At 55.8% G+C, this 13,506-nt stretch carries 13 protein-coding genes; 4 read left to right on the top strand and 9 right to left on the bottom strand.

The window, feature by feature from the left end; genetic code table 11:
- Positions 1-30 precede the first annotated feature (30 nt).
- The 5 genes from HED22_RS14990 to HED22_RS14970 all read right to left on the bottom strand — a co-directional run bounded on the left by HED22_RS14990 (position 31) and on the right by HED22_RS14970 (position 3,093).
- A complete protein-coding gene (locus tag HED22_RS14990) occupies positions 31-276 on the bottom strand; it encodes a hypothetical protein (protein ID WP_167723664.1) in 246 nt (81 codons plus the stop codon).
- Positions 276-1,817, bottom strand: coding sequence for a portal protein (locus HED22_RS14985; protein WP_167723662.1), 1,542 nt, complete (start codon positions 1,815-1,817; stop codon positions 276-278). The genes HED22_RS14990 and HED22_RS14985 overlap by 1 nt, the downstream gene beginning before the upstream one ends.
- Positions 1,818-1,819: 2 nt before the next feature.
- The gene (locus HED22_RS14980; RefSeq protein ID WP_167723660.1) at positions 1,820-2,056 is read right to left on the bottom strand and encodes a hypothetical protein; all 237 of its coding nucleotides are present in this window, start codon (positions 2,054-2,056) and stop codon (positions 1,820-1,822) included.
- A gap of 108 nt (positions 2,057-2,164) precedes the next feature.
- On the bottom strand, positions 2,165-2,665 hold the full coding sequence (locus tag HED22_RS14975; RefSeq protein WP_167723657.1) for a hypothetical protein: 501 nt from the start codon (positions 2,663-2,665) through the stop codon (positions 2,165-2,167).
- Positions 2,653-3,093 (bottom strand): hypothetical protein, encoded by a 441-nt coding sequence (locus HED22_RS14970; protein WP_167723656.1) that lies wholly within the window; start codon positions 3,091-3,093, stop codon positions 2,653-2,655. Before HED22_RS14970 ends, HED22_RS14975 begins: the two co-directional genes overlap by 13 nt.
- Positions 3,094-3,652: 559 nt before the next feature.
- Between HED22_RS14970 and HED22_RS14965 the strand changes: the two genes are divergently transcribed.
- Both HED22_RS14965 and HED22_RS14960 read left to right on the top strand, forming a co-directional pair.
- Positions 3,653-4,273 carry a helix-turn-helix transcriptional regulator gene (locus HED22_RS14965; RefSeq protein WP_167723654.1) on the top strand — a complete coding sequence of 207 codons (621 nt, stop codon included), beginning with the start codon at positions 3,653-3,655 and terminating at the stop codon, positions 4,271-4,273.
- Positions 4,274-4,404: 131 nt separating this feature from the next.
- Positions 4,405-7,626: a CHASE domain-containing protein gene (locus HED22_RS14960; protein WP_254870074.1), complete on the top strand. Its 3,222-nt coding sequence runs from the start codon at positions 4,405-4,407 to the stop codon at positions 7,624-7,626.
- A 24-nt stretch (positions 7,627-7,650) separates the two neighbouring features.
- Here HED22_RS14960 and HED22_RS14955 read toward each other — a convergent pair whose 3' ends face one another.
- Complete coding sequence (locus HED22_RS14955) at positions 7,651-8,460, bottom strand: inositol monophosphatase (RefSeq protein ID WP_167723652.1); 810 nt, start codon at positions 8,458-8,460, stop codon at positions 7,651-7,653.
- A 489-nt stretch (positions 8,461-8,949) separates the two neighbouring features.
- On the opposite strand from HED22_RS14955, the gene HED22_RS14950 reads away from it, so the two are divergent.
- Positions 8,950-9,825, top strand: a complete 876-nt coding sequence (locus tag HED22_RS14950; RefSeq protein ID WP_167723650.1) for a branched-chain amino acid aminotransferase — start codon at positions 8,950-8,952, stop codon at positions 9,823-9,825.
- A gap of 74 nt (positions 9,826-9,899) precedes the next feature.
- Here HED22_RS14950 and HED22_RS14945 read toward each other — a convergent pair whose 3' ends face one another.
- Both HED22_RS14945 and HED22_RS14940 read right to left on the bottom strand, forming a co-directional pair.
- Positions 9,900-10,487, bottom strand: coding sequence for a DUF4136 domain-containing protein (locus tag HED22_RS14945; protein ID WP_167723648.1), 588 nt, complete (start codon positions 10,485-10,487; stop codon positions 9,900-9,902).
- Positions 10,488-10,622: 135 nt separating this feature from the next.
- Entirely contained in the window at positions 10,623-11,207 is a 585-nt protein-coding gene (locus HED22_RS14940) for a TetR/AcrR family transcriptional regulator (protein ID WP_167723646.1), read from the bottom strand.
- A gap of 223 nt (positions 11,208-11,430) precedes the next feature.
- Here HED22_RS14940 and HED22_RS14935 point away from each other — a divergent pair, with 223 nt between their 5' ends.
- Positions 11,431-12,486, top strand: a complete 1,056-nt coding sequence (locus HED22_RS14935) for a hypothetical protein (RefSeq protein ID WP_167723644.1) — start codon at positions 11,431-11,433, stop codon at positions 12,484-12,486.
- A gap of 49 nt (positions 12,487-12,535) precedes the next feature.
- On the opposite strand, the gene HED22_RS14930 is transcribed toward HED22_RS14935, so the two are convergent.
- Positions 12,536-13,492, bottom strand: a complete 957-nt coding sequence (locus HED22_RS14930) for a proline dehydrogenase family protein (protein ID WP_167723642.1) — start codon at positions 13,490-13,492, stop codon at positions 12,536-12,538.
- Positions 13,493-13,506: the final 14 nt, after the last annotated feature.

Here is a 13,506-nt window from a genome sequence, read left to right as displayed (position 1 = left end):
AAAGGTCGTTTGCTGTTCTAAGCGTGCGGCTCAGTCTTCCTTTGCGCTACCTGCCAGCCGCTTGATCTGAAGCACCAGTGCACGCTTGCCCTCGCGCATCCAGATCGCCTTGTCACTGGCATCCGGGCCAAGCGCCGCGTGCAGGAAATGACGTTCGAGATCGGCCAGAACCTTTGCCCCGGCGTCACTGTCAAAACAGGCCTGCCAATGATCCGCACTGCCGTCTGAAAGGCTTTCGTTTTCGGCCTCAAACCAGTCCCATCCATTGTCCGTCATCACATCACCTCCGCAATTTCAGGCGGCAGGCTGGGGCGCAACAGATGGTCGGGCACACCGAACTGATCGGCAAGCCAGCGGACCATGACCGGCAGATCGACCTCGGCCAGCGCTTCCGGCCCAAGGCCCGCAATCCGCGACAGCCAATCCAACGCCTGTCCCGCCTGTACGCGTTTGGGCAATTGCGCCAAGGGGGCCGCGTGACGCAGCACGACAACATCGCCATCGAGCGGGATGTCGGGAAGTTCGCCGGTTTGGGCAAGGATATAAAGCGCGCGCCGGATCAGCGGATAGAGCAATTCCGCCTGCAACCGGCCATAGGTAGCCCCCAAAAGCCGTGCATTTTCCGAAGCCCGCTCAAGCACCTCGGTCGCGGTCATACCCGGTTGATCGGTCTGGCCCAAGCGATCAGCCAGCAAACACCGCCGAATGCGATCGCGCAAATCAGACAGCACAAGATCAGACACATCAAACCGACCGGGGGCCTCAAGCGGTTTTAACCCGGCCGAGCCTACCGCCTTGGGAATGATACTGCCCGGCACCAGCCGAATGGTCGCCGGGTTCAGCACCCCGTCATCATCAGCCTGCCAGATGCCGGTGACGGCGATGGAGGCGTTTTTCAGAACCAACTCAACCACCTTGTTGGCGGTCTTGATATCGGGCAGTGCCTTCATCACAGGCGATCTGCCATAAATCTCGCCAGGCGCCTTCATCCAGCGAAAGGCGATATAGGGCGACACATCAAACCAGTCGCGATAGATCAGATCGCCTGAATGGCCATCGCCGTCTTCGCGAAAGACACACAGCTCATAACCGGTTTTGCGATCGGTTGCGGGCAGGACGGCCTCGATCACGGCGATGCGCTTGGGCGCGTCCTTGTCGTCCTGATGATCGGCAAAACCCTTGGCATCGGGCCAGGTGGCGGTGATTTCATCGCGGGTGAGCGACAGTTTGCGAAACACCGCATCCATCTTGCCATCAGATCGTTCTTCAAACGCCAGATCGCGCAAGGGTACTGCGGTAAAACGCAAGGCAGACGGGCTGTGCAAATCCGCCTTTTCCAACCGCAAACAGGCTGTTCCGGCGGTGACCAGATCCAGAAACGCCTGATGCATTTCAACCGCGAAATTGGAACGATCAAAATGCCCCTGCAAAATCCTGACAGCCCGACCAAGCTGCTCTGTCAAAGCCTGCCGGTCTGCATTGGCAACATTGCCGCCCGGTTCCAGCTCAAACCAGCCGCCACCGGGCGGGGTGATTTCGGCCATCAGGCTGGCGGCAAGCTGTTCGACCGCATCGGATGCGGTTGCGTCAAAGACCCGATCAAGGCGTTTGCCCCCACTCGTCTGGTTGCTGGCGGCATTGCGTTGTGGCAGGGCAAATTCATAGCAATCCTGCCAATGGCTCAGCCAGTTGCGCCGACGTTCCATCGCCTTTTGAAAACGGGCGCGCAGCTGTGCGACATTGGCCCCAACATTGGCCTGGGCGTTTGCCATGTCTTCAAGCTCGGACTGCTGCCCAAGCTTTTGCGATTTCGCCATGCCTATTCCCCCAACAGGTTTTTGCCACCGCCCGCCTTGGCGATGCGGTCACTTAAAAGCCCGCGATAACTTGTTCCGATCAGGCTGGCGCGCCCATAGCGGCGGCGTTCCAATGCCTCGGTCCGGGCAGTACGCGCGACGTCTTCGGCACTGGTGTCGTCATCAGCATTGGTGACTTTTTGGCGTGCGACTGGTGCACTGACGGCGGCCGGTTTTGGTGTCGAAAACAAACTGCCCATCGCTTTTCCTCCCGATCCCCCAAACGCAAAAACGCCCGCAAGGGTCGGAACCCTGCGGGCGCATCTGTGGCGTTGATTTGTTTGTTATGCCACATTAAAAAGAACAAATCAAGAACATTTTTCAGAAAAATACACATCCCCGATTTGATCCGTTTCAATCCCGTTTTGCAGATGGCGATAAAGCTGCCAGGGGGTGATGACCCAAAGACTTGAAATGCCCAGCAACCGCTTGACCAGCTCGACACAGCTCATCGGGCCAAACCGTACCTTCCGCGTGATGGAGGCCGGATAAGACGCCCAGATACAATGATAGCCAAGGCCGCGATAATAGGCCGCCGGATCAAAGATCGGTGAATAGCACCAGCTTTCACACCGCACCCGATGGCTTTGCGGATCAAGGCAGATCCATTCCCCGGCCCGCACCCCGGATACCAGCACGAAGCAATGCCGAAAGCCCGGTTTCAGAATACGCAGCAACCGTTTTTCCGGTGCATCGGCAAAGACGACCAGCACCGAAACCTCGCGCCCGGAAACGGACTGACTGGCCCAGTTATCGGCCATTTCAGCAACGTCTGATCGGGCAACATCTGTGGTCATCACATCGTGCATGGCGACAAATCCCCACCCAGTTCAACAACGCCGTCCTCATGGTGAAAGCTTTCATCTTGCCCGCGTTTGACGATGCCGCGTGTGATCAGTGCGTTTTCAAGGGCTGCCATGGCGTGTTGCCACAAATCCCCCTTGCCCTTTTCGCGCGGATCACGGGGGTCGGGTTCGCGTTCGACGAGCCCGAAATATTCCAGAACCTGCAAATGCCGGTCATTCAGAACACCGCCCTTCTTAAGGCGCATCACCGCGTTATAGACATCGTCGGGATCGCACGGACGGACCACCTCGCCCGCATCGGCCACCACGCGTGCGCCTTCGATCCGGGCGGTTTGACACCGCACGAACCAGAACCATGCCTGCCGGGCACTGGAAAAGGGTGTGATGTCACGCGCAGAGAGTGGTTTGGGAAAAAGTCTTTGTTCGGTCACGTCGCCCTCCTGCTGGATAATGCCTGTTCATCCCACCGGACCTGCAAACCGCCATTCACCGCGCCAAACCATTGAAAAGGATACAGTAATCCCGCCCGCGCATTTTGCAATGCACGCCGGTGCGATGAATGGTTTGTGATGTCCCCAAGGGCGGTTTTCCGCCCACGCATATCAGCGACCTTTGGCCGCCTAATCAGCCAGCCTTTGAAAAGCGTGGCCTATTTCCAGATGCAATTCCGGTGTTGATATGCAAGCTATAATCCCTTTTTGTTCTCATTGTAAAGGATTAATTTCCTATTCAAAAGTTGGGTAAATGCTTCACCACGGCAAAATTATCTTAGCTGATGATGAGTAAGATGCTGACATACATCGATTATTTTGCAGTTCAGGCTGGTAGCCATCCGACAAGAATCGAGAACAATCACGTGTGCCCACCGAAAAGCACGGTTGCGAACCGTCCCAGACAGCAGGGCAGGAATTTGTCCATCGCTTCGACTCCCCAAGAAGAAGGAATTAATTCCTTCTTTATTAACTCCCATCCGCCCTGCTAGGATGCGCCATGATCAGACATCAGCAGATTTGGGCCGCCCTTGACCAGATCGCCGAGGACCATGGCCTGACGCCATCGGGACTGGCGCGACTGGCGCAACTTGACCCGACGACGTTCAACCGGTCCAAACGCACCACTGCGCAAGGCAAGGCCCGCTGGCCGTCGACCGAAAGCATTTCCAAGGTGCTGTCGGTGACCGATGTCAGTTTCCGGGAATTTTCCGAACTGGTTGATGGCAATGGTGCCGGGCGCATTCCCGTGATCGGCTTTGCCCAGGCTGGCAATCGCGGATTTTTTGATGATGCCGGCTATCCGGTTGGCGGATCATGGGAAGACATCACCTTTCCAGCGCTTCACGATCCGACCGCCTATGGGTTGCGGATATCGGGTGAGTCAATGGCGCCGGTATTTCGCGATGGGGATCTGATCATCGTAAGCCCGGCCTCAAACATCCGCCCCAAGGACCGCGTGGTTGTCAAAACCAATGAAGGCGAAGTCATGGCCAAGGAGCTTGTCCGGCGCGGCGCGCTTGGCGTGGAACTGAAATCCTTTAATCCGGATTTTGAAGACCGCTTCATCCCGGCCGAAGAAATTGACTGGGTTGCGCGTGTCCTTTGGTGCAGCCAGTAAATCCTTGGATAAACCTTTGGCCTTTCGCCCTTATTCGATGATTGCTCTATTCAAATCTGCCACCCGACACATTACATTAGATGCACCCCAAAAAAAACTGACCGGCACCTGATGGGAAAAGGAAGAATCGTTTGACGCTGCAACGCCATCATATTGTGCGTTATCTGGTGATTATCCTTGCCTATGTCGTCACGGGCTATGCCAGCATTCACATGCCGTATTTCGGCACCGATGTCACGCTGATCTGGCCCCCTGCCGGTATCATTCTGGCGGCCTTGATCTTTTGGGGCTGGCGGTATTTCCCGGCCGTGTATATCGCGGCCTTCCTGCTCAATACCATTATCGCCCATACGATTGGCGCGATGATTTTCGTTGCAATGGGCACCACCATTGCCGCGCTGGTGCCTGCCCTTCTGATTGCGCGCTTTGCACAACCTTATCCGTTTACCCGCCTGCGCGATATCGCGGTTTATCTTGTAGCGGGTGGCGTTTTGGGGCCGATCCTTGCGGCCACGCTCGGTGCTTTGAACGTCAGTATCTTTGACGTCGGCAATTTTGAACAATTTGAAATGCTGTGGCTTGGCTGGTTCAAGGGGGATGTTGTCGGTGTGCTTGTTGTCGGGCCGCTGGTCTTGCGCCTTTTGAACTGGCGGATCAAACCGCGCCCGTTGCTCCATCATGGCGAGTTGCTTTTCATCGGGGTTGCCTGTGTGGTTCTGGCATCTGCAGTGCAGACCACCCCGCTTTCGGCGCGGCCGGAATTTCTGTTGATTTTCGTCACACTGCCCTGCGTCATCTGGGGCACGATCCGCTATGGCTTCCTGGGTGCGGTCGTCACCAATGCCCTGATTGCGGCGGATATCATCACCCTTGCCGCCCTTGGCAACACGACCTTTGTCGGCACGGATCTGCGGACCGGCATCGACAGTCTGTTTGGCTATATCATTGCCAGTTCCATCGGTGCCTTGCTGCTTGCGGTCGTGCTGGAACGCATCAGTCTGGTAACAATGCGTGCGCGTGACGGCAGCTTGTCTGACGACGTCCACCGTCTGCGCCGTGCACTTGCTGTTTTCATCGGGATTATCGGCTTTGGGGTATCGGGGTTTGCAGCCTGGTACACCCATAACCAGCTTGACGAGGCCGACCGGCTTGCGACCGAGCAATACCGCCTGGCATTTGAAGCATCACTGCGTGAAGAACTTGGTCGTGCGACCGATGCGTTGATCGCGGTACGCACATTGTTTGATGTCCATGGCAGCGTTTCGGCCACCACATTCGATGCCATGGTGGCCCCATGGATCAACCGGCGGCCTGGTGTTTCCGCCCTTGAATGGGCACCCTATGTTGAACGACGCGCCCGTGCCCTGGTTGAAGAAACCGCCGAACTGCGCGGTGTTGAAAATTTCGAGATCCGCGAAATTATTGATGGCGGTTCGCGCATTTCCGAGGAACGCGACAGTTACTTCCCGGTCTTTTATGTGTTTCCCCGATCGGGCAACGAACAACGGATCGGCTTTGACCTTGCCAGCGAACCGGCGCGCAGACGTGCGCTTGAAACCGCGCTCACGACCAACAATGTCACGTTGACCCAGCCGCTTCCCTCAGTACAAACCGATGGACCGCTTGTGTCATCGCTTGCCTTTCTGGCCGTAAAAAACCATCGCGACCCCGCCGGTCCGCCGCTGGGCATTGCGGTCGGGGTGTTGCGGATCACCGATATGATCACGCGTGCGGCCCGTGTCGCACGTATTCCGGTGGATTACGGGCTTTATCTGACAGATGCCAAGATATCGGGCAAAGAGGGATTGCTGTTCCATAGCTCGCATGATGCTGAGCATGCCCTTGAGGATATAAACGCCGAACGCGCAATCCCCTTTAACCCCAATGTATCAAATTTCACCTTTGGCTATCGGGACTGGATCGTTGTTTTGCATCGCCACCAGGGTGGCTTTAATTCGCTGATATACTGGCAACCATGGGCGATTTTCGTCTTTGGCAGCATGATTACCATCCTGCTTCTGATTTATCTGCGGTCGCTTAATCGCACCGAAAAGCACATTGTTGATCTGGTTACGACCCGGACCCGCGAACTTGAAGATGCCCGTGCGGCCGCCGAAAACGCCATGAATCAGGCGCAACAAGCGGATCGTGCGAAATCGGAATTCATTGCGCATATGAGCCACGAATTCCGATCACCAATGACATCTATCCTTGGCTATACCCAACTGGCCAGTGACAGTCTGGATCACGATGTGCAGCCTGAAACCCTGCGCAGTTATCTGTCGACCATTCGCGGGGCAGGACGCCATGTGCTGTCGCTGATTGGTGATATCCTCGACATTTCCAAGATCGAGGCGGGCAAGCTCGTGCTTGAAGAAGCCCCGCTTGATCTGCACCAACTGTGCGAGGAAGTGGTATCGATGATGCTGGTCCCGGCGCGCGCACGGGAAAATACGCTGGAACTGAAAATTGAACCTGACCTACCGCGCTATGTGATGGGGGACCCGGTCCGCCTCAAACAGGTCCTGACAAATCTGCTGTCCAACGCGATCAAGTTCACCAAATATGGCAATATCCAACTCATTGCCGAGCCGCTTGAAATCACCGATGACACGGTGTCCTTCCGCATTGCTGTACGCGATGAAGGCATTGGTATTGCCGGCAACAAACTGGACACCATTTTCGACGCGTTCACACAGGCCGACACAACCACAACCCGGCGCTATGGCGGCACGGGGCTTGGTTTGACCATCTGTCAGCGCATGGTACAGGCCATGGGCGGCAAGATCGAAGTGGAAAGTCAGGAAGGCCGCGGCAGTCATTTCTGGTTTGATCTGACCCTGAAGCGCAGCAGTGAACCTGCCCTCACAGAACATGAGGGGAACGCCCATCCCCCTGAACAGGCATCAACCGACACGGCAGAAACATCCAGTCCCGGAAGCTGGAACCTGCTTTTGGTCGAGGATATCGAAATCAACCGGATCCTTGCCCAGAAACTGCTTGAACAGCAGGGCCATACCATTACCCCCGCAGCCGATGGCCAGATTGCGCTGGATATTCTGGCCAGCACCGATTTTGATGCGGTTCTGATGGATTTGCATATGCCGGTTCTTGATGGCATCGAGGCCACCCGCCAAATCCGCAAGTTCGAAGACCCGGTCAAGGCGACCATTCCGATCCTTGCCCTGACAGCCGATATTTCGAACGACAATCTTGAATCATTCCACGAAACCGGCTTTGACGCCTATTGCACCAAGCCGCTCGATATCGAGATGATCAACACCGAACTTGCCCGCCTTGCTTCGCGTAAGCTGAGTGCCCGGCAGCAGCAAAACGATACGGCAGATACCTAGGATCAGGCCCCAGACAGGGCGACCTTAGCGCGTGATACCGGTCATTGATTTGAGTTCCTCGGCCACATTCGGACCCGCCGTCAGGATCGGGGCGCCATTTTCAAGTGCATCGGGTACGCCCAGATAATCATTGGCCCAACCGCCGGCCTCCGTCATCAACAGGATGCCCGCCATGCAATCCCACGGATTGATATGCGGTTCATAATAGCCAATCAGACGCCCGGCGGCAGCATAGGCCATCGAAAGTGCGCCGGACCCATTGCGCATAAAGATACCTTCGCGATCAAGAAGGTCCGTAATAAAGGGCGTAATCGCATCACTTGTGGTGCGATGGGACATACCAAGGCCCATCACCCCGTCGCCAACGGTTTTGGCATCGCTGGCCGTGATCGGTTCGCCATTGACAAATGCACCCTTGCCACGCTTGGCAGTGAACAATTCATTGCCGCATGGCTGATAAATCAGGGCAAGCTCGATTTTACCGGCGACGACAAGGGCAACGGATATGCACCAGCTTGGCATCTGATTGACAAAGCATGCCGTGCCATCAATCGGATCAATCACCCACAGGCAATCATTGTCGCCCTTCTCGATGCCCATTTCCTCGCCCAGAAAGCCATCTTCGGGGAAGCTATCGGCGATCTGGTCGCGAATGATCGCCTCGACATTCTTGTCGGCGATACTGACCATATCAAGCGGGTTTTCCTTGGCCTCGACCTCCAGATCGCCGGCCGAGCCATCGAAATACGCCATTGCCCGCTTTCCGGCTTCGCGGATCACATCACGGGCATGCTCAAACCGTGCTTCGAGATCAAGTTTGACGTCATCACCCATGTCTTGTTCCTTTTAAATTCGCGGTCATCATCTTCGCATCGCGCCAGAAAGCGCCTCAAAATCAAGTATCTATAGAAAAATCTATCGCATAACTGGTTGCTGGGGTCAAAACTCATTCACATAACCGTCCCGGCAACTGATATGAGAGAAAAAGCAAGGAAAAGCCCGCAGAGCGGGGTGATCCCCGGTCAAGGGATTTGACGCAGAGGCTTTCTCTCATAGCAGTTGTCCTTCGGATCACCCGGATTTGCACGGGCTATTTTGTCGCAAAATCTTGAAAGATGCATATCTTCCTGCGACTTTGCTTCGCATATCCGCACAAATCCGGGAGACCGGGACGATTATATGAATGAGTTTTGACCCCGGATTTCATGACATTTCAAAGGCATTCAAACCCGCGATGTTTCCTTTGACCAAGCTTGGGCAAAAATCCTATGCTATGCCCCGTTTGAACAGCCGCCCCACAGGCACACAATCAGGAGCATATTCATGGGTCACGCCGCCACCGACAGCACCGCCACCACCTGGACCTGGTATCAGGGCGAATGGCACGAAGGTAACCCCAATATCATGGGCCCGCAAACCCATGGTGTGTGGATGGCCTCGACCGTGTTTGACGGTGCGCGCCGCATGAATGGCAAAATGCCCGATCTGTATCCGCATTGCGCACGCGTGATCCGCTCGGCCGAACTGATGGGCATGACGCCCGCCATCACGACCGAGGAAATCGTCGCCCTGGTCAAGGAAGGCGTTCAGAAGTTCGACCCGAAACTGGCCCTTTATATCAAGCCGATCGTGTTTGGCGGCGAAGGATTTATCGCCCCCACCCCGGAAAGCGCGCAGTTTGTTCTGTGCATCTCGGTCACCGAAATGCCCGAAGCCGTCCAGACCGGTTTCAGTGCGCGGAAGTCAAGCTTCCGCCGCCCGTCACCCGAAAGTGCCCCGACCGAGGCCAAGGCATCCTGCCTGTATCCCAATGTCGGCCGTGCCGTGAGCGAAGCCACCAGTTCGGGCTTTGACACCGGCGTGATGCTTGACCCGATTGGCAATGTTGCCGAGTTTTCCTATGCCAACCTGTTCTTTGCCAAGGATGGCACGGTTTACACACCTGCGATCAATGGCACGTTCCTGAACGGTTTGACCCGCCAGCGCGTGATCAAGCTGCTGCGTGAAGATGGCGTCGATGTCGTGGAAAAGACCTGCAAATACGAAGAGCTCGAAGCCGCTGACGAAATTTTTGGCACCGGCAACTATTATAAAGTCGCGCCCTGCGTCAAACTGGACGAGCGCAACCTGCAACCCGGCCCGATCACGCGCCGCGCCCAGGAACTTTATATGTCGTTTGTTGCCGCCAGTGCTGACTGATTTCACGCATTAAAGATCGCAAAAACCAACGGCCCGGATCTCCGGGCCGTTTTTGTTTTAGGGCGTATTGTCTTTTACTGCGCCAAAGCTCTGGGAACACTGTTACCCGCGACATAGGGATATTGGGCAAAGATCGACGCCACCGCGGCGCGCACCGTTTCATTCGGGGCTTCGCGCACTGCACTGGTGACGCGCGAGACGGCTGTGCCTTCCCACACCATCTGACGTGTCCGGCGATCAACCAGATCAATGCTCAGCGTGCCTTCGGTATAGCTATCGACATAGCCCGGTTCAACATAGCCCGGCCAGCCGACATATACGCCGCTGCGATATCCATAATACCCGCCCACGCGAACCGGCGGGGATGATCGCATCTTTTCCGCGGTATTGAGATGGAAATTGATCAAAAGATCGGGTGCATGGATATCAAGCTGATAGCCGCGCGACACCATCGCCTGATTGATCGCATCCTCGATCCGCTGACCCGACAGGGTCTGGTATTGTGCCTCGGCATCCTTACCGGCACCTTCGACAAAGGCGAATGTTCTGAACTGTCCGAAATCGGCTGCCGGATCCGCATCGGTATAGATGCGTGGCCCCGACGCACAGGCTGACAACACCATTGTCATCATCGCGACCAGCACGAGTTTCATCTTTGTCATTGCCCATGTCCTTTACTGGTAAAAGCTTGCGGGACTAAATGCGATACACATCCGCATGCGGCGCCAAGCGCCTAATTCATCATTAGAAAATGCGTAAATAATGGCAGCGGCTGTCACCACACAAAAAGTCCCTGATCAGCCAATAAGATCACGGGTCAGCACACGCAGATCGTTGATTTCATCATCCAGAATGGTCCGGTCCGCCATGCTATGGGCAAGAATGATCGCCCCCTGCCAGCGCAGGATCACCTGACGCCCGGTTTTACGGGCAGTCGCAGGGGCGACACCGCCCTGTTCCAGTTGATCGGCAACCCAGTTGATCAGGGCGTCAAACACTGCCTGCCCGGTTTTGCGCGACGGGATGAAATCATCATCAGCCGGAAGATCAATCATCAGTCTGGCCAACGGACAGCCATGACTCACACGCCTGGGCGTCATCGCATCAAGATAATCAAAGAACTTTGCCAGCCTGTCCGCCACCGAGCGGGAAGTGCTTATGCTTTCGAGAAGCGGGACGAATTCCCCTTCCATGGTTTCAAGTGCCGCCAAGGCCAGATCATGTTTCTTGGGAAAGCGGTAAAACACCCCGCCTGCGGGTAACCCGGCCTCGTTCGCGACGGCCTGAATGGTGGCAGCGTGATACCCGTCGCGCCAGATCACATTCATCGCCGCACGGGCAAGCTTTTGTCGCTTTTGCTCGGAACTCAGCTTGGTGGGCATGGATACCTCAAACAATATAAGTCAGTTCACTAACTTATTACCCAAACATTGTAATCGGGTTAATCGCCCTGTTTGTTGCCCCGTTGATGTCTTATTCCGCGCTTAACAGATGGCAAAATAGAATGCCGAAAATTGAAAACCGGCCGATTGCCGTGTATCACTGAGCGCTTGGACACGTGCAGATAAAATGAAAATCAGCTCTTCAAAACAATCCGGAGCCACCGTGAAAAACAATCAATTCACCCTTGCCGATATCCGAAATGCGGTATCGGCTGGCGTGCTGAGCGAAGAGGCCTTTGCCCGCCTTGAGGGGTATCTGGCCCAACAATCAGATGAATCGCCTGAAACAGAAAAGTTCACCCTGTTTCGTGGCATGAATGACATCTTCATTGCCCTTGGCATTGCTGCCCTGACCATCGGTTGGTTCGTGCTGTGGGGGCTGCTTGCCAATGGTTCGGCCTTCTGGATTGCACCGCCACTGGCGATGATCGCCTATGTCGCGCTGGCCGAATATATCGCTGGCAAGCTCAAGGCATCCCTGCCCTCGATCGCCATCATGGCCGCCCTTGGTGCGACGCTGATGATCTATGCGGTTGCGCTTTATATGTCGTTTGCTGGATCGACAGGCCAGTTGTCTGATCTTGATGCGGTGATTGATTTTGGTCAGCGGTCGATGAATGTGCTGGTGTTCGTAGCCGTGATCGGCTTTGCCTTTCAGATCGGCTTTTTCCTGCGCTATCGCCTGCCGGTATCGTTTGCGTTGATTGCCGCGGGATTGGTCGGGGTGTTCTGGTCGCTTCTGATGGCAACCTTTGGCCCGGCAGCAGAACCCTATATCCCCTATCTGATTACAGTGACCGGAATTGTGTTACTCGCCTTGGCAATCTTCATCGACAGCCGCGATCCCAATCGGGTCAATGGCTGGGCGGAATGTGCGTTCTGGCTGTATGTCTTTGGCGCGCCGCTGACCATCCATTCGATTGCCGCCACGTTTGAGGCCGCGGCCTTTGCGATGATCCCGGTGATCATCATTGCCATGTTGCTCTCGCTCATTCTTGATCGTCGATCGCCAATCATCAGTGGCCTGATCTATGTCGGCTATTTGCTGCAATCGAGCTTTGAAGGAGCGGCCATCGATCCGTCGATGACGATTGTTCTGGTCTGCTTCATCGTTGGTGGTCTGGTGATGGCCTTCGGAGTTGGCTGGCAACGCGCGCGGCATGTATTGCTTGCCCCGTTTGAAGATCATCCACTGCGGCGTTACCTGCCGCCAAGCTGATCCAAAAAGACTGAGGCCAGCAGAATTATGCTGGCCTCAAATCATCTTCCTAGTGATTAAGTCCCGACTTCATCAAAAGCGACAGGTTGCGCGGGTTCTCCCCCACCCTGCGCCAGGCATAGGCCCACCAATCCTTGCCAAACGGCGCATAAAGCCGCAGGCGATAGCCCGCCGCAACCAGTTCGCGCTGCAAGGGCTGATTAACGCCATACAGCATTTCAAATTCGAACTGATCGCGCGCCCACCCATTTTGATCCGCCTGTTTGGCGATCTTAAGGACAAGGTCGCGATGATGACTGCCAAAGACTGGGAAAAACCCGCTTTGCTTGGCGTTTTCCGATAACATCATCCCGGCCAGCGCGCGGTAATTGGCGTCAATCTGATCACGCTCGGTAAAGGCAACACTTGCTGGCGGGGCCATCGCCCCTTTGACCAACCGGACCATCGCACCACGGGCGATCATATCGCTTAGGTCGGCCTCCGTTCTGTGCAATCGCGCCTGCAGGGTTTGCGCAACGGGAATACCGGCATCACTCAGACGGTGATGCAATGCCAGCGTATCATCGACCATGTCGAAATCTTCCATATCGATCATCAGCCGGATGGTTTGGGACGGGGCGGCGGTTTCTGCAATTTGGCGCACCTGTGCGGCAACCAGATCCACGTTGCGATCCAGCAATGCCCGGTCCTGCATATATCCAAGCTGCGACGGATCAATCGACACATGCACATCAAGCCCGGCCTGCCCCAGCTTGGGTATCACATCGCCCAACTGATCGACCGTTTCCGTCACCTGGGCGATGTCCTTCACATATTCGCCAAGATAGAAGCTCGAGGTCCGGATACCGTGCTCTGAAAGCGTCTTTGCCCGCGCGACATGCCCGTGGCCATCATTGGCACTGACAAACTGTGCGGCAAGTCCGGTCTTGCGGCCAACCGCCTCGCCCACTGCACGCAGCGGCTTGGAACAGGCGACCGCGATCATTGATTTTTGCCAAAAACCCATATCATTCAATTCCC

Origin of the sequence: Thalassospira sp. HF15, from assembly GCF_011806525.1 — a bacterium.
Classification (GTDB): Bacteria; Pseudomonadota; Alphaproteobacteria; order Rhodospirillales; family Thalassospiraceae; genus Thalassospira.
The sequence above is the reverse complement of the archived record's forward strand: the minus strand, read 5'-3'. Positions and strand labels throughout refer to the sequence as shown.

Coding starts and splice junctions, on each gene's coding strand:
- HED22_RS14955 (WP_167723652.1), bottom strand. CDS start 8,460: ATGGGTGATGACGTCAAACTTGATCTCGAAGCACGGTTTGAGCATGCC.
- HED22_RS14985 (WP_167723662.1), bottom strand. CDS start 1,817: ATGGCGAAATCGCAAAAGCTTGGGCAGCAGTCCGAGCTTGAAGACATG.
- HED22_RS14980 (WP_167723660.1), bottom strand. CDS start 2,056: ATGGGCAGTTTGTTTTCGACACCAAAACCGGCCGCCGTCAGTGCACCA.
- HED22_RS14975 (WP_167723657.1), bottom strand. CDS start 2,665: ATGCACGATGTGATGACCACAGATGTTGCCCGATCAGACGTTGCTGAA.
- HED22_RS14950 (WP_167723650.1), top strand. CDS start 8,950: ATGGGTCACGCCGCCACCGACAGCACCGCCACCACCTGGACCTGGTAT.
- HED22_RS14965 (WP_167723654.1), top strand. CDS start 3,653: ATGATCAGACATCAGCAGATTTGGGCCGCCCTTGACCAGATCGCCGAG.
- HED22_RS14940 (WP_167723646.1), bottom strand. CDS start 11,207: ATGCCCACCAAGCTGAGTTCCGAGCAAAAGCGACAAAAGCTTGCCCGT.
- HED22_RS14990 (WP_167723664.1), bottom strand. CDS start 276: ATGACGGACAATGGATGGGACTGGTTTGAGGCCGAAAACGAAAGCCTT.
- HED22_RS14945 (WP_167723648.1), bottom strand. CDS start 10,487: ATGACAAAGATGAAACTCGTGCTGGTCGCGATGATGACAATGGTGTTG.
- HED22_RS14930 (WP_167723642.1), bottom strand. CDS start 13,492: ATGGGTTTTTGGCAAAAATCAATGATCGCGGTCGCCTGTTCCAAGCCG.